Annotated in this window: 18 protein-coding genes; 1 reads left to right on the top strand and 17 read right to left on the bottom strand. The window is 69.6% G+C overall.

The features are described 5' to 3' along the window. Window positions 1–5: 5 nt before the first annotated feature. The 12 genes from OHA11_RS46885 to OHA11_RS46830 all read right to left on the bottom strand — a co-directional run bounded on the left by OHA11_RS46885 (window position 6) and on the right by OHA11_RS46830 (window position 12,841). Window positions 6–833, bottom strand: a complete 828-nt coding sequence (locus OHA11_RS46885) for a BMP family protein (protein WP_266508610.1) — start codon at window positions 831–833, stop codon at window positions 6–8. Window positions 834–991: 158 nt separating this feature from the next. Next, window positions 992–1,867 carry an amidohydrolase family protein gene (locus tag OHA11_RS46880; protein ID WP_266508609.1) on the bottom strand — a complete coding sequence of 292 codons (876 nt, stop codon included), beginning with the start codon at window positions 1,865–1,867 and terminating at the stop codon, window positions 992–994. Window positions 1,868–1,928: 61 nt separating this feature from the next. Further along, window positions 1,929–2,732: an HpcH/HpaI aldolase/citrate lyase family protein gene (locus tag OHA11_RS46875; protein WP_266508607.1), complete on the bottom strand. Its 804-nt coding sequence runs from the start codon at window positions 2,730–2,732 to the stop codon at window positions 1,929–1,931. A gap of 20 nt (window positions 2,733–2,752) precedes the next feature. Then, entirely contained in the window at window positions 2,753–3,952 is a 1,200-nt protein-coding gene (locus OHA11_RS46870; RefSeq protein ID WP_266508605.1) for a DUF5624 domain-containing protein, read from the bottom strand. Between the two features lie 57 nt (window positions 3,953–4,009). Further along, the gene (locus tag OHA11_RS46865) at window positions 4,010–5,110 is read right to left on the bottom strand and encodes a hypothetical protein (RefSeq protein ID WP_266508603.1); all 1,101 of its coding nucleotides are present in this window, start codon (window positions 5,108–5,110) and stop codon (window positions 4,010–4,012) included. Between the two features lie 46 nt (window positions 5,111–5,156). Next, window positions 5,157–5,891 carry an ABC transporter ATP-binding protein gene (locus OHA11_RS46860; RefSeq protein ID WP_266508601.1) on the bottom strand — a complete coding sequence of 245 codons (735 nt, stop codon included), beginning with the start codon at window positions 5,889–5,891 and terminating at the stop codon, window positions 5,157–5,159. Beyond that, complete coding sequence (locus tag OHA11_RS46855; protein ID WP_266508599.1) at window positions 5,888–7,723, bottom strand: ATP-binding cassette domain-containing protein; 1,836 nt, start codon at window positions 7,721–7,723, stop codon at window positions 5,888–5,890. The genes OHA11_RS46860 and OHA11_RS46855 overlap by 4 nt, the downstream gene beginning before the upstream one ends. Next, entirely contained in the window at window positions 7,720–8,604 is an 885-nt protein-coding gene (locus OHA11_RS46850; protein WP_266508598.1) for a branched-chain amino acid ABC transporter permease, read from the bottom strand. Before OHA11_RS46850 ends, OHA11_RS46855 begins: the two co-directional genes overlap by 4 nt. Continuing rightward, a complete protein-coding gene (locus OHA11_RS46845; protein ID WP_266508597.1) occupies window positions 8,604–9,830 on the bottom strand; it encodes an amino acid ABC transporter substrate-binding protein in 1,227 nt (408 codons plus the stop codon). Before OHA11_RS46845 ends, OHA11_RS46850 begins: the two co-directional genes overlap by 1 nt. A gap of 569 nt (window positions 9,831–10,399) precedes the next feature. Then, window positions 10,400–11,083, bottom strand: a complete 684-nt coding sequence (locus OHA11_RS46840; protein WP_266508674.1) for a GntR family transcriptional regulator — start codon at window positions 11,081–11,083, stop codon at window positions 10,400–10,402. A 339-nt stretch (window positions 11,084–11,422) separates the two neighbouring features. Then, a complete protein-coding gene (locus OHA11_RS46835; RefSeq protein WP_266508596.1) occupies window positions 11,423–12,406 on the bottom strand; it encodes a phosphotransferase family protein in 984 nt (327 codons plus the stop codon). A gap of 138 nt (window positions 12,407–12,544) precedes the next feature. Continuing rightward, complete coding sequence (locus OHA11_RS46830; protein WP_266508595.1) at window positions 12,545–12,841, bottom strand: putative quinol monooxygenase; 297 nt, start codon at window positions 12,839–12,841, stop codon at window positions 12,545–12,547. Window positions 12,842–12,949: 108 nt separating this feature from the next. Here OHA11_RS46830 and OHA11_RS46825 point away from each other — a divergent pair, with 108 nt between their 5' ends. After that, window positions 12,950–13,906, top strand: coding sequence for a GlxA family transcriptional regulator (locus tag OHA11_RS46825; protein WP_266508594.1), 957 nt, complete (start codon window positions 12,950–12,952; stop codon window positions 13,904–13,906). A gap of 1 nt (window position 13,907) precedes the next feature. Here the strand turns inward: OHA11_RS46825 and OHA11_RS46820 are convergent, their stop codons facing one another. From OHA11_RS46820 to OHA11_RS46800, 5 genes are all read right to left on the bottom strand, one after another. Further along, window positions 13,908–14,120 carry a hypothetical protein gene (locus tag OHA11_RS46820; protein WP_266508593.1) on the bottom strand — a complete coding sequence of 71 codons (213 nt, stop codon included), beginning with the start codon at window positions 14,118–14,120 and terminating at the stop codon, window positions 13,908–13,910. A 75-nt stretch (window positions 14,121–14,195) separates the two neighbouring features. Then, window positions 14,196–15,512, bottom strand: a complete 1,317-nt coding sequence (locus OHA11_RS46815; RefSeq protein WP_266508591.1) for an FAD-binding oxidoreductase — start codon at window positions 15,510–15,512, stop codon at window positions 14,196–14,198. 157 nt (window positions 15,513–15,669) lie between these two features. After that, window positions 15,670–16,932 carry a CdaR family transcriptional regulator gene (locus tag OHA11_RS46810; RefSeq protein WP_266508590.1) on the bottom strand — a complete coding sequence of 421 codons (1,263 nt, stop codon included), beginning with the start codon at window positions 16,930–16,932 and terminating at the stop codon, window positions 15,670–15,672. After that, a complete protein-coding gene (locus tag OHA11_RS46805) occupies window positions 16,932–18,896 on the bottom strand; it encodes a S9 family peptidase (RefSeq protein WP_266508588.1) in 1,965 nt (654 codons plus the stop codon). The genes OHA11_RS46810 and OHA11_RS46805 overlap by 1 nt, the downstream gene beginning before the upstream one ends. A gap of 10 nt (window positions 18,897–18,906) precedes the next feature. Beyond that, entirely contained in the window at window positions 18,907–20,133 is a 1,227-nt protein-coding gene (locus tag OHA11_RS46800) for an FAD-binding oxidoreductase (protein WP_266508586.1), read from the bottom strand. Window positions 20,134–20,163 lie beyond the last annotated feature (30 nt).

Below are 20,163 nucleotides of genomic sequence, written 5' to 3'. Positions count from 1 at the left end.
CGCGATCATCCGCCGATGACGCCGGCGACGGGCCAGGACCAGTTCGCGTACACGACGTCGTCCGGGTCCCGCGGGTCGAGCTCCTTGCCGGCGGGAACGCGGACCTTGCCCTTGGCATCGCGGATCGGTCCGGTGAACGGGTTGGCTCCGCCCTTGATCTCGGCGTACCGCTTCTCGACCTTCTCACGCACCGACGCGGGCACGTTCTTCCCCCAGGGACCGAGGGTCAGGTCGACGGTGTGGGGGGCCGTTCCCCAGTTGATCCGGCCGGGCTTCCACTTTCCGGCGAGCAGGTTCGTCAGGTCCTGCTTGAAGATCTCGGTGAGTGCCGGCTGCCAGATCTGCGAGGTGACGTAGGTACCGGGCGCCTCGCCGCGCTGGTCGGTGTACAGGCCGAAGCTCCAGGCCTTCAGGCTCGCCGCGGCCTTCAGGGTCGCGGGGTCGTCCATGTAGTGCGCGATGACGTCCGCGCCGCCGTTGACCAGTGTCTTGGTCGCGGACACCTCGCCGGGCGGGTCCGAGAAGGAGTTGAGGTAGACGTTGTGGACCTTGCAGTCCGGCCGCACCGAACGGCAGCCCAGGGCGAAGCTGTTGACGAGCGCCGTCGAGCCGGGAAGCTTGATCGCGTTGACGAAGCCGGTGTCGCCCGACTTGGTGAGCAGTCCGGCCGCGACGCCCTGGAGATAGAACATCGTGTTCGCGTCGACCCAGTACCCGGCCGTGTTGGCCGGCAACTGGCCGACCGGGTAGCCCTCCAGGCAGTACTTCTTCGGATACTTGGTACAGGCGTCCGTGAAGAGGGGCCCGGCGGTGGCGGCGCCCCTGCGCGCCATCCCGGGCTCCGAGGGTGGCCGCATGCCGGACATCGGCCACTTTCCCGTATCGGAGAACTACCCACTGTGCAAGGAATACCTGCTGCCGGCACTGCGGGACCTGGCACGCTCCCGCGGTTCCTCGGAGGGGACATAGCCGGAGAGGACACCGAGTCCGTCTACTCCAAGAAGAACAGGCGTTCCGGGGACTCGACGAGGATCTCCTGGCGGTCGCGTTCGTTCGGTGCCCAGTGGGCGAGCAGGTTGAGCAACTCCCCCGTGTCCCGTTGGCCGTTGGTCAGGTGGGGCCAGTCGGAGCCCCACAGCAGACGATCGGGGCGAGCCGCCACCAAGGCCCGGCCGAGGTGTGCGACCGAGGAGAGCGGCTTGTCCTGGGCTATGCGGTAGGGGCCGGACAGCTTGATGTGGCAACTGCCGAGGTCGAGGATCCGCAACAGGCGCTCGAAGTCGGCGCCCGTCAGGCCGTCCGACTCCTTCATGTATCCCATGTGGTCGATGACGAAGGTGTCCTCGAAGTCGGCGAAGAAGGGCAGGAGGTCCCGCACGATCCTGCCGGGCGTGTAGAACTGCAGGTGCCAGCCACGCGGTCGGGCGCGCTCGGCCATTTTGCGGATGTAGTCGGTGATGTCGGCAAGCGGCCAGGACGAGCGCGCGAACAGGTCGAGGCGAATGGCCCGTACGCCGAGCGCGTGGTAGTGGTCGAGTTCGGAGTCGGGGGTGTCGTCCTCGATGCGTACGACCGCGCGGCAGCGGGGGCCGACCTTCTTGAGGACGTCGAGGAGCAGGCTGTTGTCGGTGCCGTAGTAGGTCGGCTGGACCAGCACCACGCGGTCGATCCCCAGCCATCGGGTCATGTCCAGGTACTGGCGGAGCGTTCCGTCGGGGAACTGGTAGAGGGGGTTCGGAGCGACGGGGTAGCCGGGTTCGAAGACGTGGAAGTGGGTGTCGCAGCTGCCGGTCGGCAGCTCGAAGACCGGCCTGGTGTTGGTGTCGGCGGCACGCATGGGGGTGGGCTTGGGCAGGTCTACGGCCATGGGCGGGTCTCGATTCGCTTCCTGAGGTCTGAGGTGAGAGGTCAGAGGTATTCCGTGCGGGCTACGGATGGGCTGCGGCCGTGAGGCCGGCGAGCGCCTGCCGCACATGTGCCTCGGCCGCCTCGAAGAGCAGGGCCGTGTCGGTGCCGGTCATGCGCAGCGAGCTCACGCCGAGCGGGACGAGGTCGTCCAGCACCTTCTGGTCGCCGATGCCGCCGAGGACCATCAGCTTTCCGTGCCGGCGGCAGGCGTCGGTCAGCGTCTTCACGGCCTCCCGCACCCGTGGGTCGCCGTACTCGCCCGGGATGCCCAGTTCGGCGGTGAAGTCGTTCGCCCCGAGGGCCAGCATGTCGACGCCGTCCAGTGCCGCGATGGCGTCCGCGTTCTCGACTCCGGCCGGGGTCTCCAGCAGGATCTGCACGACGGTGGCCCTGTCGGCCGCGGGATTCATCTGTGCGGCGGGGAGGGGCCGCATGCCGAGCTGCGGGACCATGTTGGTCTGGGAGCGCTGACCGCGCGGGGGGAAGCGGCAGGCGCGGGCGATCTGCCGGGCCTCCTCGACGGTTTCGATGCGCGGTGCGACGACGCCGTGCGCCCCTCCGTCGAGCAGGGGGCCGATCATCCCGTACTCACGCTCGGGTATGCGGACGAGGGCGGTCAGGCCGAGACCGTCGGCCGCTGTGCACAGCTGGGCCGCGGTGTCGGTGGACATGGTGGAGTGTTCGAGGTCGATCATGAGGCCGTGATGGCCGCTCGACGCGGCGATGTGGACGATGTCGCTGGTCCGGCTGGTCCGGACGCTCAGCATGAGGGTGGGCTCGCCCGCGTGCAGGCGCTGCAGGAACCGCTCGACGTGGTGGGGCATGTCTCCCTGTGACTTCCTGGTCAGGCCGCCGCGTGCGCGGTGCCGTGGGCGGGGTACGGCTCGTTGTCGAGGCCGGGCACGGTCACGGCCCGGGGGTCGTTGGCGTGGGCGATGAGCTGCTGCGCGGCGTAGTCGGTCACCGCTCCGGACAGCAGTTGCCGGGGGTCCTCCATGACCAGGCGCAGCCGGGTGATGAGGGTGAGCCAGTCGTCGACGGCCCGGATCAGTGGCTGTTCGCTGACGACGTCCGCCGCCCGTGTCACGGTCTGTCCGTCCCGGCCCAGGTCCGCGTCACCGGGGCAGAAGGCGGGGTATCCCTCGAACATGGCGGCGCCGAGTTCGACCGTGACCCGGGTACCGGCCCACAGTTGACGCAACTGCCCTTCCACCGCGCGTACTTCGCGCAGGTCTCCGTCGACGGGCGTGGCGAATCCCGCGGCGTGGGGCGCGATGTAGAGCCGGTCCAGAGGGAGTTCGCCCCGTGAGGCGGCGAGCACCATGCCGGCGACGCCGTTGGTGCGCCAGGTGACTCCGGCGGTGGGGCGGCCGATCCGGCCGACGACGACCACCATGGTGCGGGTCCAGTCGATGCCCTGGTCGTCCAGCCAGGTGATGAGCCGGTGCGAGGTGTCGAGGCCGACGAGGAAGAAGGTGGCCACCATGATGCGGTTGAAGGAGACGGGGAGTTCGTGGTGGCCGTCGTCGAGGTAGGTCTCGCGCAGTGTCCGGTGGTCGAGCAGGGACGGGTCCGCGAGCGCCCGTACCAGATAGCGTTCGGTGATGGCGCACGCGTAGTCGATCATCGCCGCGATGTCCGCCTCCCGGCCGCGGTAGGAGATCGCGGCGATCCGGTCGCGCCACAGGGCGGTGCTGTTGGCCGCCCGGGCGCGGCGCACGTGGTGCAGGAGACGGTCGGCGTCACGCCGCCATGTCCCGTCGGGTTCGCGGTGGCGCAGCTCGATCAGTGAGGCCAGTGCCGTGCCCAGGTGGGAGACGGCGGCCAGTTCCTTGAAGCCGCGGTTGCTGAGCCGGTAGGGCAGCACCGTGGGCGGTCCCCCGTCTCCGGGGTAGAGAGCCATGTCGGCTCCGGTCACCACCAGCAGTGGGTCACCGGCCCTCGTCCGTGCCGCGCTGGCGCGCAGGTGGGCACCGATGGAGTCGGGTCCCGCGGTGTAGGCGGTGAAGAGGTCGACGAGTTCGGGACTCTCGTGAGCAGGCATGTCGGGCTCCTTGGCAAGGCCGCACGTGTCCGGGGAGAAGGGACAGGGGTGCGGGTGTCAGTCCGTGAAGCGGTAGACGCGTACGTACGCGGCGAACCGCAGATCGGCGCTCAGCGCGTTGCTCTGCACGATCAGTGGGCCGCCGGGGCTGTCCAGCACCTCGATGTCGGTGCCGCCGGTGGTGGGGAACTCCTCGACCACGTCCAGGCGTTGGTCCTGCCACCGGTAGACCTGGGACATGAGGTCGGCCGTGGGGTCGGCCGGGGTGCCGTGGATGAAGTTGACCCGGATCACGTACAGCCCACGGGCTGTGCGGACGACGGTGAGTTCGCGGCCACCGGCGCCGGTCAGCTTCTGGTGTTCCAGGAATCGCTGCGTCGCCGGGTCCCAGCGCAGCACGCGTGACCCGTCGTCGATGCAGGCCGTCACCAGATAGGTGCTGCCGTCGGCCGGATCGTCGAAGGTGGCGAAGGCCCGCCCGGCGGCGGGGGCGAGTTCCTGGTGGGCGACGAAGCCGGTGCCGTCCCACCGGTACAGCACGCTGGGTGTGATGTGGTCGGCGTGGGCGAGGAACATGTGTCCGTCGACGGTGAAGGCGTGCCAGTTGTAGGCCCACCGCGAGGGGATGTCCTGGAAGCGGGTGAAGCGGGTGCCGTCCCACTCGTAGATGACGGAGGGCCGGTTCTCGCGCTCGTGGCCGGGTACGGCCACGCCCTGGGCGAGGGCGAGAAAGTGTCGGTCGTCGACGGTGAAGTGCCGCCACTGCTTGGCCGCGAAGCCGTCGAACGCCTGGAAGGGCTCGAACCTGTCGCCGTTCCACTCGTAGACCCGGGAGGGTATGTGGTAGTCGTACGGGCCCGCTCCGCCGCGGATGCTCGCCACGGCGAGGAAGCTGCGGTCGCCGATGGTGAAGTGCTCGGCGTCCTCGCCGCCGGGTGCCGGCAGCTTCCCCCAAGGGGTGAAGGTGTCTCCGTCCCGCCGCAACAGCAGGAGGTCGGTCTCGCTGTCTCCGCCGTTCATGTGCGCGGGTGCGTTGGGAACGTCGTAGGCCAGTTGGGGAATCGCCAGGAGTTCCATGCCGTCGACGCGCACGGGCGCGGCGGCGCGGGCGCCTGATGCCGGGATGTCCTGGAGCAGGGTCAGGTGGGGGTGCGTCATGGGGTCACCGAATCGTCGGGGGTGCGTCGGGGGGACTGCGGTGCGGTCATGAGGCCTGGCTGTGCCGGGGAGCCGCCCCGAAGAACAGCTGTGCCATGTCCGGATCGGCGAGGAGCGCGCCGGCGTCGCCGGTGTGCAGCACGCGCCCGCCCTCCATGACGACGGCGTGGTCGGCGAGCGTGAGGCCGAACCGCACGTTCTGTTCGACCATGAGCACCGTGACGCCGGAGCCGTGGAGGGTGCGGACCGCTTCGGCGAGCTGGTGGCAGGCCTTGGGGTCGAGGCCGAGGGTGGGTTCGTCCAGGAGCACGACGCGCGGGCTGAGCATGAGGGCGCGGGCGAACTCCACGATGCGGCGCTGGCCGCCGGACAGGGATGCTGCTCTGTCGTCCGCCCGTTCGGCGATCAGCGGGAAGAGGTCGGTCAGTTCGGCGTACCTGCGCCTGTTGCGCTCGCGTTCCCGGCGTTGGACGTAGGCGCCGAGCATGACGTTCTCCCGCACGCTCAGCGAGGGGAAGAGTCCGTGGTGCTGGGGTACCTGCACCACGCCCCGGCGCAGGATCTGCGCGGGTGAGCAGTGGCTGATGTCGTCGTCGCCGATCAGGACCTGGCCGTCGCGTGGGCGCAGCAACCCGCTGCAGGCCTTGAGGACGGTTGACTTGCCTGCCCCGTTGGGGCCGACGATGCAGGTGACGGCGGACTGAGGGGCCGTGAAGTCGACGCCGCGCAGGATGTCCCCGGACCGGCCGTAGCCGGCGACCAGGCTCTTGAACGTGATCATGCGCTCGCTCCCGCGGTCGCCTGGCTGTTTCCGGGATCGGAGGAGGAGGCCCCGAGATAGGCCTCCAGGACGACCGGGTCCCGTTCGATGCGGCCCGGTGCGCCACTGGCGATGACCTGTCCCTGGGCGAGCACATGGATGTGGTCGCACAGGGAGAGCACCAGGGGCATGTTGTGTTCGACGATCACCACCGTGGTACCGGCCTCGTTGAGCGCACGGACGATCTCGGTGAGGCGTTCCACGAGCGCGGGGTTGATGCCCGCGGCGGGCTCGTCGAGCAGGAGCACCTCGGGCTCCAGCATGAGCGCCTGGGCGAGTTCGACGAGTTTCTGCTGTCCGTACGACAGTCCACCCGCGCGGTGATCGGCGTACGCGCCCATGCCGACGAAGTCGAGCCACTCCCGCGCCCGTTCGGCCTCCTTGCCGCTGATCGCGGAGTGGGCGAGCCTGGCGGTGGAGAACGAGCGGCTCGGTACCGCGAGGTTCTCCAGGACGGTCAGCCCGGGAAAGACGCGGGTGGCCTGGAAGGTGCGGGCCAGACCGAGGTGTGCGCGCTGCCAGCGGGACAGGTCGTCCAGGCGCGGCCCTCCGAGATGGACGGTGCCGCCGTCGGCCGCGAGGCTGCCGTCGAGGAGGTTGAAGACCGTGGTCTTGCCGGAGCCGTTGGGGCCGATCAGCCCGGTGATGGACCCGCGCTCCACGGTGAAGGAACAGTCGTCGACGGCACGGACACCGCCGAAGGCCTTCCGCAGGCCTTCCACCCGCAGCAGCGGCAGGTCGGTGCGGGACTCGTCGGCGCCTGGGCGCGTGAGCGTCCTGGCGGGCAACCGGTCGGGCGCGGGGGTCAGTCGCGTGCCGGCCTCCGCCTGGGGTCCGGTCCGGCGCAGCCGGGCGAGCCGGGCGAGTCCTTCGGTGAGTACGCCCCGGGGGAAGAACAGCACGATGGCGGCGAGCAGTGCACCGTAGATGATCAGACGCCAGGAGCCGGCGTCGGGCCCGCTCAGGCTCTGGTTGGTGAACTGGTTCAGCGGCTCCAGCAGAAAGGCGCCCAGGACCGGGCCCCACAGGGTGCCCACTCCGCCGAGGTGGGCGGCGAGCACGATCTGCATCGCGATGACGATGTCGAACATCGACGCCGGTTCCAGGAAGGCGATGTAGTAGCCGTAGACCCCGCCCGCGACGCCGATCGGGAAGGCGCTCGCGGCGAAGGCGAGCATTTTGTAGCGGTCGGTGCGCACGCCGATGCCGTCCGCCTTGGCCTCGTCGTCGCGGATCGCGGTCAGACCGATGCCGAGCTTCGAACGGCGGATGGCCCAGGAGCCCCAGACGGTGAGGACGAGCAGGGCCAACAGGTAGTAGTAGAAAGGCCAGTTGAGGTAGGCGCGGTCCCAACTGGGCAGCGGCAGGGCGATGCCGTGGTTGCCGTTGGTCAGGGACGACCAGTTGGCGGCCAGCAGCCCGGTGAGCTCCAGGAAGGCGAAACTGACGATCACGAAGGCGACGCCCCGGGTGCGTCGGCCGACCAGACCGAGCCCGAGGGCGGCTGCCGCCGCGACGATGCCGCCGACCGGTGCCGCCAGCAGCGGGGAGATGCCGGTGTGGATCGACAGCAGGGCCGCGGTGTAGGCGCCGATGCCGAGGAAGGCGCTCTGGCCCAGCGACACGTATCCGGCGTAACCGGAGATGATGTTCCAGCCGGACGCCATGATGGCCAGCAGGAAGGCCATGATGGCCATGTTCTGCAGATAGGCGTTGTCGGACAGGAGCGGGAAGAGGGCGAGGACGACGACGGCCGCCCCGATGCCCGTCGCTCGCAGACGTTTGCTGGTCATGCGCGACTCATGTCCTCTCGCAGTCGGGTGCCGAGCAGGCCCTGCGGTCGGATCACGAGCACCAGGATGATCGCCATGAAGGGCACCGCCGCCGCCCAGTCGGGCGAGACGTAGGTGGAGGTGAGGGACTCGGCGACGGCGATGACCAGGGCGCCGAGCACGCTGCCGGCGAGGCTGCCCATGCCGCCGAGCACCACGATGGACAGCGTCAGTCCGATCCAGTGGTCGGCCGAACTGGGCATGAACGGATAGAGCACGCTCAGCAGCGCCCCGCCCGCTCCGGCGGCCGCCACTCCGATGGCATAGGCGGCGGCCCATGTGTTGCGTACCTCGATCCCGATCAGCCGGGCGCCTTCGGAGCTGGCGGCGGTGGCCTGGATGGAGCGGCCCAGCCAGGTACGGCGCAGCAGCAGATACAGACAGGTCAGTACGGCGACGGCGACCAGGCAGGCGTAGACCTGGGCCTGGGGCAGCAGCAGACCGGCCACGTCGAAGGAACGGTTGGCGTACCCGGGTGTGACCGACCGGGGCTGGTTGCCCCAGATCAGTGCGATGACGCCTTTGGTGACGAGGGTGAGGCCGAAGGTCGTCACCAGTGCCATGGAGGGGTCGGTGGTGCGCGACCGCTCGATGAACAGGTAGTACGTGACCCAGCCGACGACGAGCAGACACGGCGTGGTCACCACGACCAGCAGCAGCGGGTCGAGGCCCGTGGACGACCACAGCGTGAAGGTGAGATAGGCGCTGAGGATGAGCATGCCGCCCTGGGCGAGGTTGACCACCCGCATGACTCCGAAGATCAGGTTCATGCCCGAGGCGGCAAGGGAGTACACGCCGCCGATCAGCAGTCCGAGGACGATCGCCTGGAGGAGGGCTGTCATCACGACCACCCCGGCTTGGGGTTGATGACCTTGGTGGTGGTCTGCTGGGCCTTGGGCGAGACGAACTCCAGCTTTCCGCCCTGCCATTGGGCGAGCAGCATGTCGCCGGCCGGCACTCCTCGCTCGTCCCAGCCCAGAGGGCCCACGATGGTCTTGACCTGGTGGCCGTGCAGCCAGTCGGCGAGCTTGCCCTGATCGAGGCCGCCCACGTTCTTGACCGCGGCTTCGAGGACCTGGCCGGCGGTGTAGGCGTTGGCGGCGTCATCGGTGGGTGCGGACCCGTATGCCTTGGTGTACGACTTCACGAACGCGGTGTTGCCCGCGTAGGTGGACTTGGGGCTCCATGCCGTGGTGGTGAAGATGCCCTCGGTGTTCTTGGCGCCGACGGCCTGGGGGTAGGACCCGACGAGGCTGGGCGCGTTGGTCTGGAACATGATCTTCGGGCTGAACTGCTGCTTCTGGAAGGCCTTGACCAGGCCTGCGCCGTCGTTGGCCGCCACGGCACCGTGCACGACGAGGTCGGGTTCGGCCCGGGCGATGACGCTGGCGATGGAGTCGAAGTTGACCGTGTCGGGGGCGTACTTCTCGCTGTAGACGGACTTGACCCCGAGGGCGGTGAGTTCCTTGCGGAACTCCGCGACGGTGACGTCGGTGTTGGGATCGTCCTGGGTCGGGTAGGCGGCGGTCTTGGGCCGCTGGTCCGCGGGCAGCGACCGTATCCAGTTCAGGAACTGCTCCGGCAGGTCGCGGGACGTGCCGGGCTGCGCGAAGAAGAGGTAGTCGTACCCGCGGTCGAAGATCTCGTCCGCGCCGCCGGACGGTTCGACGTAGAGCATCTTGTTGCGCTCGGCCACGGTCGAGGCAGGCAGGTTGAGCTTGGAGGAGAAGGTCCCCAGCAGCAGGTCGACGCGCTCCTGGCTGATGAGACGGTTGTAGTTGCTGACCACCGTGTTCTGGTCGAAGCCGTCGTCCAGGACCTTCAACTCGACCTGTCGGCCGAGCAGTCCGCCGTTCTTGTTGAGCTGGTCGACCCACACCTTGTAGCCCTCGTAGGCCGGTTTGGAGGCGTCGGCGACGGGCCCGGACAGCGGCAGGGAGATGCCGATGGTGATGGGCCCGCTGCCGCTCGACCCGGAGCCCGTACCGCAGGCGACGGCACCGAGCAGGAGTGTTGCTGTCGCCCCCAGGACGGCGACCTGCCGTCCGCTTCGTCCAGAACGTGGCATGAGACCCACCTCAAGTCGGTGATCGTGATGTCGGTTTTCATGGACAGCCCTTCGCCCCGCTGCCGTCATGGGCAGCGCATCGGGGCGAAGTGGGGCAGCGGCCGTGAGTGCGGCGACTCGTCGTGGAGGGGTCCGGTCGGCGCGTGTCCCTGGCGCACGGATGTCTGCGGGGCACCGGGTCGGTGCCCTGCATGCCGGGCCGAGGCGGGCGCCTCTGCCCTTCATGTGCAATGTATACATTGCACATGAAGGGTCGACAAGACGTTGGACACGGTGCGGATGGAGAAATCTGCTGGACGGGTCCGCGACCGTGCGGCAGACGTTCAGCGCGTCGGCCAGGAGCAGGTGATGCCCGCGCGGGGGCACCACCTGCTCCTGGCCGTGGGGGCGGCGGGTGCGTGACCTGGGGACGGTTGGTGACGGTGGGTGCCGTGACCCGAAAGGGGCTGATCAGCAGGCCGTGGGGGCAGCACCCTGCCCCTCGCCGCCCCTCGCCGACGCCGGTCCCCCGCACGCTTGACGGCGGGTCGGTCCGGACGACGCGACCCGCCGAAGCGGCACCGGGAGTATCAGTGGCCGGGGTGGTCCTGGCCGTACATCGCGGCGGCCGCGCGCACATGTTCCGCCGCCGCAGCCTCGGCCCGGTCCGGGTCACCGTCGAGAATGGCGCTCACGATCGCCTCGTGCTCGCGGGGCGTCAGATCGTGGCGTCGGTGGATGTTGGCATGGCTGCCGACGGCGAAGCGCGCCCAGATGCGGCCAAGTGCGTCCGCCAGCAAGGGATTTCCCGAGAGATGGGCGAGCATCATGTGAAAGTCCAGGTTGGCACGCCAGGCTCCCGTCACGTCACCCGTTTCGGCCCGTTCCTCGACCGCGTGCGCCGCCGCCTTCAACTCGTTCAGCTGAGCCGGGGACAGCCGCCCCTCACGCTGCGCCGTGGCGGTGAGCCTGGCGGCCAGCGAGTCCAGAGCCTCCTGCAACTGCATGGCGTGCTGCATCTCTTGCAGGGTCAGGGCACTGACGACGACTCCTCGCCCCGTTGCGGAGACCAGCCCGTCGCTCTGGAGGCGACGCAGCGCTTCACGAACGGGCGTTCTACTCATCCCCAGGTCCTCGCAGAGACCCACCTCTGTAAGGCGGTCCCCGGGACTGTAGTGCCCTCGCACAAGCCGTTCCCGCAGTCGCTGATAGGCGACTTCGGCCTGGTTGTGGATTCCTGGACGCTCCACGGAAGAGCCGCCGGATGCAAGCATGGTCAACGTATACATTGCATTCAGCGTGGCCTGCAAGCGTCGGGCGGGGCGCATCGGCGGGTTTCAGGGCCGTTCCGGTACCTCCCGCCACTCTGGTACCGGCAGGCTCGGGGAGCGACACCCTGACTAAGGTGCACCGATCCGCACCGTCGGCGGGACGCCGTGCAACTGCGGCCTCCGGTTCAGGGGTTCGACGAACTCCCGGCGGACCGGACTACAGCACGATGGCCGACACGGACCGGCCGGCCACAGCCGCGACACCGCCGTCCAGCGCACCGGCAGCTGCCCGGCCACTGGGCAGCCAGTCCGCAAAGAAAGCCGGACGTGTTCGGCGAGTTCTCAGCCGTACTGGCCGAAGAGCGCTTGGAGGTAGTCCTCCAGGCGCTGGGCGAGAACGTCCGATGTCAGATCTTCCCTCCCGAGTTCCCGCCAGGGCTTTGCGACCTTCTCCGCGTCCGGCGCGAAGGCCAGCGCGTCCAGCACACGCCAGTACAGGTGGTCAGCCGGGTCGTTGCTGAGTGTTCCACCGGCTGCGGTGTAGTGGTCGGCCAGCCGCATACCTGCGGGCACTCCATGCAGTAGGGCAAGCGCGGTGGAGCAGTGGGCCACGTCCAGGTCAGCGGGTCCCCAGGACGTCTCCACCCAGTCCACGACACCCGTGATCGCCAGGTCCGCTCCTTCTCCGGTGAAGAGCACGTTTCCGGGGTGGAAGTCGCGGTGCAGGAAGCATGGCCGGTAGGACGGGGGCGGACGGCGGATCACGTCCACGGCGCGCTGCCACACTTCCGGCTGTTTCGAGGTCTCGGGAAGCCGCACCCGCTCTGGACCGGTCCACGCCTGATACGCGCGCGGACGGGCTGCTTCTGGAATCAGCAACTCGTGAATCACCACCAGCTGCCGGGCGAGGAGCTCTGTCTTGCGCTCGATATCCTCCGCGTCCAGACGCAGGCTCCCGGGCAGCAACGACATCAGCAGCGACGGATGATCGCAGTGCTCGGCTGCCGCATCAACACCATGCAGGTGAGCGGCCGGCACGCTCGTGTCCGCGAGCAGCCGGAGGATGTCCGCCTCCCGCGTGAGCAGCCCCACCGCGTGCTTCACGAAGAACGGCCTGACGAACGACCGAAGCACGCGAGAGTACGGCTCCCCCTCCCCCACGACATCCAGGCGGCGCATCCGTGAGGTCCAGCCTCCTCGCAGCGGTACCACGGCGCGGATCCGGTCTCCAGGACGGAGGTTCCGCTCCACCCATGCGCGGGTGTTGGACCAGTCCACGTCATCGAGACCAGCCTCACCAGGCGTCACGCTCTCACCCTCAGCCATGACAGCAGCCTAATGATCACGAAGAAGCGACCCGAGGCGAACGTCCAAAAGCACGCGTACAAACGCCCGAAGCAAACCTGCAACGCGTCCGGCCGCCGGACAACGCTTCCCGCGGCCGGACGTGATGAGCCTCAGCAGTCAGGGGACCTTGACTCCCAGCAGGTCCACCGGGGTGATGACCGGGGGCGAGCTGAACATGGTCTGCGCCATTTCGCCGAGCGCGGCGGCGATTCGGCCCTGCAGGTGGGACTGACGCCCCTGCTCGTCGTCGAAGGTGTCGAACACCCCGAAGGTGGTGGCGTCCTGGCGGAACGCGAACCACGTCACCGTGTGCCGCTCCTGTTCCGCCAGCTCCTGCGCGCCGCGCAGAGCCGCCTCGACCTGGTCGGCGTACTCGGGCTTGGCCTCGATACGCACCAACAGACCGATCTTCATCGTCGCTCCTCGAAATGGATTGCCGGATCCCCCGTACAACGCGAACCTACGGCGGTGATCGGCGGCCACATCAGAGGCAGAAACGACGCGGATGATAGCGTTCCCGCCATGGACGTGGCGATTCTCGTCGACGACGACATGTTCGACTCCGGGCTCGCGGGGATCCTCGACGTGCTGGACAACGCCAACGCGATGGGCCGGGAGCTCGACAAACCACTGTCCTGGAACGTCACCAAGGTCGGCTTCCAACCCCAGGTCCGCACCGGCGCGGGGCACCTGGTGACCGTCGAGCCGGTCGAGCACGCCGAGGCGGCCGATCTGCTGATCGTTCCCGCCCGGGCCGCCCGCCGGCCCGCCGAGGTGCTCGACTATGTCGGCTCAGCGCAGTCGTTGCCCGCCCAGAAGCTGCTGATCCGGACTCGCGAACGCGGCACGCCGATCGCCTCAGCATGCGCGGGCACGTTCCTGCTGGCCGAGGCCGGGATCCTGGACGGCCTGCGCGCGACGACGGCTTGGTGGCTGTCACCGGCTTTCCGCAGCAGGTACCACGCGGTCCAGCTCGAACAGAGTCAGATGGTCGTCACTTCGGACGGCATCACCACCGCGGGCGCGGCATTCGGCCACGTCGACCTCGCCCTGGCGATCATTCGGGATCGCAGCCCGGCGCTGGCCGATCTGGTGGCCCGCTATCTGGTGCTCGACGAACGCCCCTCGCAGTCCACCTACATCATCTCCAGCGCCCTGGCACAGAGCGACCCCACCGTCGCGGCCTTCGAACGCTGGGCCCGCGCACACCTGGCCGAGCCCATCGCCATCCCCGCCGCCGCCAGAGCGATCGGCGTCAGTGAACGCACACTCCAACGCCGCGTCCAACAGACCCTGGGAACATCACCCATCCGCTTCATCCAGGACCTGAGGACCGAACAGGCATCCCACCTGCTGCGTACGACCGACCTGTCTCTCGAGACCATCGCCCGGAAAGTCGGCTACGAGCACGCCAACACCCTGCGCATTCTCCTGCGCGATCGCACCGGCAGGACGACAACAGCCCTGCGGGGCACCTGACTCACCAGCCGCTCGCGCGCGGCCGGTACGCTCCGGAGACCTCGACCACGGCCTCCGCGTCACTGGCGAGCCGCCGCTGTATGCCGCCTTCGACGGCCTTCTCGGTGAGTGCCGCGAGCGCGGCCAGGACGGTGGCGGCGAGCAGCACGGCAAGCCCCGCGGCGCCCAGCACCAGTCCGTGGTGGGCGGTTCCCACGCACTGCGGCAGGCGCACGTCTCCCGCTCAACTCGCAGGCCCCTCGTACGGCCGGCCACAGTATGGGTCCGTCCGTCCGGGAGCCGCGATCATCTATCCCAGGACGGTGCCCGAGCTCTTGTCGTTCACCGGCCGGAGCCTGGAGAAGGCGTCCAGCTCGATGGAGTGGCCTGTGTGCGGGCCCTTGAACACCGCGGGATGCCGGTCGTGGTCCACGCCGTTCTCGGTCTGGTCGATGATGGTGCGCAGGAATCCGCCGACGAGCGGGGCGTTCTTGAACTGGTTTCCGCTGGTTCCGATCGCCACGTAGTAGCCGGGCAGGTTCGTCTTGTCGTAGATGGGTGTCCAGTCGTCGGTGACGTCGTAGACGCCGACGACACCCCTCGGCCGGTTGGGGACCGTCAGGGTCGAAAGGCGTCGTGCCGCTCGTGTGGCCTGTGCCTCGAACACGTCCCTGGTCACGTCGGTGCCGATGATGTCGGGGTCGTCGACCCATTGGAGGGGGTCGCATTCCGGTTCGGTTCCGCCGATCAGCATGCCGCCGCCCACTTCGGCCCGCAGGTAGACGCCGAGGTCCATGTCCGCGATGCAGATGTGCGGTGCTCCGCCGACGCCATGGGGCGACGCGGGCCGGGGCGACGGGCCCGGCACGTGGTGTACCTCCTGGCGCAGCGGGCGCAGCGACACCGTGAAGTCCTCGCCGACGCCTGCCAGTTCGTTGATCCGGCCCGACCAGGGGCCGGCCGCGTTGACGACGATGCCGGTGTCGATCCTGGTCCCGTCGTCGAGGAGTACGGCGGAGACCTCTCCGGACCGGCGGATCACCTTCGTCACCGCTCTGTTCAGGAGGAAGTCCGCGCCCTGGCGTACGGCGGCGTCGGCGAGGTTGGCCGCGGCCAGTTGGGGGTCGCTGACGTGTCCGGCGTCCGGGGTGTACACCGAGCCGAGGGATGCGGAGGAGGGTGCCCAGAACGCGTCGTCGTCCAGGCGCTTGGGCGGCCAGTAGCGGCCCACGTCGATGCCGGGTACCTCGGCCCTGAGGCGGTCCGTGCTCCACTCCTCGTAGGGCACTCCGACGGTGTCGAACAGGGGCAGATACAGGGCTCTGGGGGCGAGGTCCACATCGAGGAAGGCCAGGCCCGTCCTGACGTACCGGACGAGGTCGTCGGCGGCGGGCAGTCCGGTGTGCTCGGCCCAGTTCTCCCAGTGGAACTTCGACTCCCAGGCGGTGGCGACCCCGGCCAGGGTGGAGAAGTTGAACCGCATGACCGCGCTGGACGCGCTGGTGGAGCCGTGCCCTATTCCGCGTGCCTTGTCCACCACCACCGTACTGCGGCCGGATTTGGCCAGTTCGAGTGCGATCGACGTTCCCATGACACCGGCTCCCACGATCACGGCGTCGGAATGCATCGGCGATCCTCCTTGCCGGAATTCAGCTGGAATGCGGCCGGAATTCAGCCCCGCTCAGAAAAAGGCTGAGCTTTTCATCGATCGTAGAATCACCGTCAGGTGCACGGAAGCGCTTTCCGTCGCGACTCGGGTCGCTTTTACGCAACAGGTGTTGCGCTCAACTCGACGAACGGTGGGACGTGTTGATGCGGGCCAGCTTGAGCGCCAAGTGCAAGGTCAGGCGGTCCATTCCGTCGTCGAGGGAAAGACCCGTGATGCTCTCGACGCGCTTGAGACGGTGATAGAGGGTGGTGCGGTGTACGTGCATGGCCTGGGCCGTGCTGCTAGAATCTCCGGCTCGGTCGAGGAATTCCTCGGCGCTCTGGACGAGGATGTCGTGTTCCGGGTTCCCCAGCAGATCTCCCACTCCGGGAAAGGGGAGATCCTGTGTCAGCTGGTCGAAGTCGATGCGCAGGAGAAGGGCGAAGGGGCCGAGCGAGGACCAGGACGCCACGCCGCCGAACACCGGCAGGAGTGTGGCCGCGCGCACGGCCGTGCCGGCCTGTCGGTAGGCGTCGCCGACGGTATCGAGACCGTGCACGGTGGCGCTGAGGCCGATCGCGCATGTCCGCCCGTGCCCCGCTGTCCGGCCGAAGTCGTGCCGGAGCCGCTCGGCCAGATCGCGCAGCGCCTGGTCGCTCAGGGGACGGGGGCCGCCGACCACGACGACCGCCCTGCGTCCCCTGACCAGGGTCAGCACCGAGCCCCGGGGAAGCCGTCGTTCCATGCGCTCGGCGGCGGACTCCAGCGCGAGGGCGGTGTCGCCGGTCGCCTCGCCGTCGGCCTCGACGACCAGGACGACGAGGTGGGAGGAGTGGGCGAGCAGCCCTTCCTCCTGGATCTCGCCGATCGCCCGGTGGCGGTCGTCCGCCTCGGGCGACAGCAGCATCCGCAGCGACGACTCCACGCGTGAGCGGCGGCGTTCGTCGAGGACCATCCGGCGGTAGAGGATCAGGCCGATGGTGTCCGCCGCCTCGGCGACCGCCCGGTGCGCCTCGTCGTCGATCGCCGCACCGGACTCGATGAGCCACAGGAAACCCAGCAGCATGCCGTTGCAGCGGACGGGGAAGCAGAGCCGTGGTGCCAGCTCGAAGTCCGGTTCTCCGGTGACGCGGCCCGGCTCCGTCCAGTCCGCGATGCCTTTGGCGAGCACCCAGCGCTGGAGTTCCGGGGAGATCTGCCGGTCGATCACCGACCGGACCCGCATGTCGTCCTCGTCGCCGAAGTGCCTGCTCGCGGCGATGAGATGGATCAGGGGATCGTCGACGGCGACGGACCGGCCGAGCCGGTCGGCGAGCGTGTCGACGACCGACTGGACGTCGTCCCCGGTCCTGGCGTCGCCCCGCGGGGCGGCCGACTGGCTCTGCTCGTCCGTGCCCATCACTCCTCCCCCGCCGCGGCGAGGTGGCGGTCGAAGAACTCCAGCAGCCGGGCCGCCTGGTCGACGACAGCCGCGTGGGCCCGTACGCCGTGTCCTTCGTCCGGGTAGATCACCAGCGTGCTGTCGCGGCCGTGGTCGCTCAGGGCGCGGTGGAACATGGCGGCCTGTTCCGGCGGGGTCGCGAGATCGTGGGCGCCGGCCATCAACAGCACCGGGGTGCGCACGTGCTGTGCGCGATACAGCGGGCTGCGGGTGCGGTAGTCCGACGCCGGGTCGAGCGGGTCGCCGTCCAGACACATCCGGTCGAAGCCGGGGATGTTGCTCGTGTGGTGCTGGCTGACCCAGTCGGTGACCGGCGAGCGGGCCACGGCGGCGGCGAACCGGTCGGAATGGGCGATCAGCCACGCGGACATGAAGCCACCGTAGCTGTTGCCCGTCACCCCGACCCGCCGTCCGTCGACGCGCCCCGCGGCCACCAGCGCCTCGACGGCGGCGAGGAGGTCGTCGGCGTCGGCCCCGCCCATGTCGTGGAGCCCGGCGGTCACGAACTTCTGCCCGCGACCGAGGCTCCCGCGCATGTTCGGCGACAGCACCGCGTACCCCTGGCCGACCAGCAGCGGGACGAGCGGATGCCGCAGCGCCCATTCGTCGCGCCACGCCCACACCGGTCCGCCGTGGATGTTCACCACCAGCGGGTACGGCCCTGGAGTCGGCGGAGTGACCAAGAGGCCCTCGATCACCTGCCCGTCGGGCGCGGACCAGGTGAACCGCTCCGCCGACTCCCGCGGCACGGCGGTGCGGGGCCGGGAGAAGGAGAGGTGCCTTCGCAGGTCCCCGTCCGGTGTCAGGACGCTCAGCGCCGGGGCCTCACGGTAGCTGTGCGTGGTGCAGGCGACGACGCCTCCGCCGACGGCGACCTCGGGCAGCAGTCCGCCGCAGGTGGCGTCGGACTCCCACAGCACCTCGGTCCGTGCCGCGGCCACGGAGAACCGGCCGATCACCGTGTCCAGGCCGCGGAGCCCGGCGAACACGACGGTGTCCTCGCTCTCCCATCGCGCGCAGGTCACGTCCACACCGGCGGTGTCCACGGCCGTGGCCTCGCCGTCGGCCGCGCGGAGGACGACGAGATCACCGCCGTACAGACCGCGGTCGCTCATCGCCCCGACGACCGCGGAGACCAGCGAACCGGACGGGTTCGCGGCCGGAAACCCGATCTGGGTACCCGGGCTCAGCAGGGTACGGACCGCGCCCGCACGCGGATCGAGGAGCGCCAACTCGGCCTCGTACCAGTCGGATTCGGTCGCGCCGTGCGAGACGACGCACACGATCGCCGACGATCCGGCCCACGCCGCCTGCCAGACCGTGCGGTCGGCGGGCGACACCTGGACCGGCGTGCCGCCGCCGGGGTCGACCAGCCACAGGCCACGGCCGGGTGCCGCGTCCCGGCCCACGCTCACCACGGGGCTGCCCGGGTCGTCCGGCGGGCCGCCGGGCAGCCGTCCCGATCCGTCGACGTCGGAGCGCTCGGCCCCGTGCTCGGCGAGCCCCACCAGGAGGGCGCCGCCGTCGGGCCGCCACTCCAGGTACTCGGGCACTCCGGGCAGCCGCCACCGCCGGGCCACCCACGGTCCGGTGTCGTGGCGCGCCGTCTCGACCCAGCTGTCGCCGAGCCACGCGAGACGCGTGCCGTCCCGCGTCCAGCGCGGCCGTCGGCCGCGGTCCGGCCGGGTGAGTTTTCCGGTGGCCAGGTCGAGTACCGCGACGTGGTGTGCCTCGTCCGGTGCACCGGCGGTCCGGACGATCGCGGTGAAGGCGATCAGGCGGCCGTCGGGTGAGACGTCGAGGTCGAGCGCGTCGGTGACACCCGCGTCGCAGCGCACGCGCTTGAAGAACCTCTCGACGACCTCAAGGGGCTCCGGGCCGGGAACCTCGGTGGTGGTCTCCGGGTCGGGGATCAGGGGCACGATCCGTGGCCTAGCGTCGGGCGGGCATCGCGTCGGCGACGTCCCGCTCGGTCGGGAAGCGGTCCGCTTCGAAGCGGTCCAGCCGGTACGGGGACGCGTCCAGCCAGTCCGAGCCGCCGGTGTCGATCTCCTCGGCCATGAGCCGCCCGAGTCCGGGGCCGTGGGTCACCCCGGCCTCGTTGTCGCCGCCGAGGACGTACAGCCCCGGGACGCCCGGCACCGCACCGGCCAGGAAGCTGCGGTCCGGTGTCATGCAGGGAATGCCCTGCAGCCACCGGTCGATGGAGAGGTCGTGCTCGGGGACGAGGGTGCGCAGTCCCGGCAGGAGGCGCTCACGGAGACGGTCGACGAGTTCGGGGTAGTGGGGTCGGCTCTCGGTGCCGACGGCGTCGTCCAGTTCGTACGACGGGCTGTAGCCGTCCCCGTTGCCCCAGGTGAGGCCGGAGCGGTGGGCGCGCAGCCACAGGCCGTACAGGTCCGGGACCATGACCGTCGGCATCGTGTCGGGGACTCCGGACGGCGGTGAGACGACCCGGGTCGCGACCATGCGCAGGAGCGGCAGGCGGTGGCCGAGCGGACGCAGCAGTTCGTTGGACCAGGCCCCGCAGGCGAGGACGACCCGGCGGGCCCGGATCAGCCCGGTGTCGGTAAGAGCCCCGATGACGGCACCGTCCGACACGATCAGACCCGTCACCCGCGTACGTTCGCGGATCTCGCCGCCGAGTTCGCGGACCGAGGCGGCCAGGGCGCGGGTCGCCCGCCCGGCGCTGATCTGGATCCCGCCCGGATGCAGGGCGCCGCCCACCACACTGCCTGGCGCGACGACGCCGCCCGTGACCGTGCCGATGTCGTGGGGCGTCAACTGCCGTGTGCCCTTGGGCGCGAGGGGATGTCCAAGCACGGGTTCGACCCACTGGGTCCAGCCGGACTCGGTGGTGGCGAGGTAGAGGTTGCCGTTGGTCCGGCACTCGATGTCCGGGGTCCGCTCGGCCAGCCGGCGGTAGAAGTCGATGCCGTACTGCTCCAGTTCGAGGTCGGTGTCCGTGAGGAAGTTCGCGTAGCCGGCGGCCCACAGACCCACGAAACCGGCCCCGGCGCCGGAGGTCGCCGCCGACGGTGTCTCCGCCTCCACCACGACCACGCGTCCGGCGCCGCGCAGGAGCAGGTGGTGGGCGAGGGAGGTGCCGAGTATTCCTGCTCCCACGACCAGGACGTCGGCGTCGGTGGTGTCGGGCATCATGCCCTCCTTGTCAGTCGGTCTGTCGGT

This window comes from Streptomyces sp. NBC_00878, from assembly GCF_026341515.1.
Lineage (GTDB): Bacteria > Actinomycetota > Actinomycetes > Streptomycetales > Streptomycetaceae > Streptomyces.
The sequence above is the reverse complement of the archived record's forward strand: the minus strand, read 5'-3'. Positions and strand labels throughout refer to the sequence as shown.

Coding starts and splice junctions, on each gene's coding strand:
- OHA11_RS46885 (WP_266508610.1), bottom strand. CDS start 833: ATGGCGCGCAGGGGCGCCGCCACCGCCGGGCCCCTCTTCACGGACGCC.
- OHA11_RS46880 (WP_266508609.1), bottom strand. CDS start 1,867: ATGGCCGTAGACCTGCCCAAGCCCACCCCCATGCGTGCCGCCGACACC.
- OHA11_RS46875 (WP_266508607.1), bottom strand. CDS start 2,732: ATGCCCCACCACGTCGAGCGGTTCCTGCAGCGCCTGCACGCGGGCGAG.
- OHA11_RS46870 (WP_266508605.1), bottom strand. CDS start 3,952: ATGCCTGCTCACGAGAGTCCCGAACTCGTCGACCTCTTCACCGCCTAC.
- OHA11_RS46865 (WP_266508603.1), bottom strand. CDS start 5,110: ATGACGCACCCCCACCTGACCCTGCTCCAGGACATCCCGGCATCAGGC.
- OHA11_RS46860 (WP_266508601.1), bottom strand. CDS start 5,891: ATGATCACGTTCAAGAGCCTGGTCGCCGGCTACGGCCGGTCCGGGGAC.
- OHA11_RS46855 (WP_266508599.1), bottom strand. CDS start 7,723: ATGACCAGCAAACGTCTGCGAGCGACGGGCATCGGGGCGGCCGTCGTC.
- OHA11_RS46850 (WP_266508598.1), bottom strand. CDS start 8,604: ATGACAGCCCTCCTCCAGGCGATCGTCCTCGGACTGCTGATCGGCGGC.
- OHA11_RS46845 (WP_266508597.1), bottom strand. CDS start 9,830: ATGCCACGTTCTGGACGAAGCGGACGGCAGGTCGCCGTCCTGGGGGCG.
- OHA11_RS46840 (WP_266508674.1), bottom strand. CDS start 11,083: ATGCTTGCATCCGGCGGCTCTTCCGTGGAGCGTCCAGGAATCCACAAC.
- OHA11_RS46835 (WP_266508596.1), bottom strand. CDS start 12,406: ATGGCTGAGGGTGAGAGCGTGACGCCTGGTGAGGCTGGTCTCGATGAC.
- OHA11_RS46830 (WP_266508595.1), bottom strand. CDS start 12,841: ATGAAGATCGGTCTGTTGGTGCGTATCGAGGCCAAGCCCGAGTACGCC.
- OHA11_RS46825 (WP_266508594.1), top strand. CDS start 12,950: ATGGACGTGGCGATTCTCGTCGACGACGACATGTTCGACTCCGGGCTC.
- OHA11_RS46815 (WP_266508591.1), bottom strand. CDS start 15,512: ATGCATTCCGACGCCGTGATCGTGGGAGCCGGTGTCATGGGAACGTCG.
- OHA11_RS46810 (WP_266508590.1), bottom strand. CDS start 16,932: ATGGGCACGGACGAGCAGAGCCAGTCGGCCGCCCCGCGGGGCGACGCC.
- OHA11_RS46800 (WP_266508586.1), bottom strand. CDS start 20,133: ATGCCCGACACCACCGACGCCGACGTCCTGGTCGTGGGAGCAGGAATA.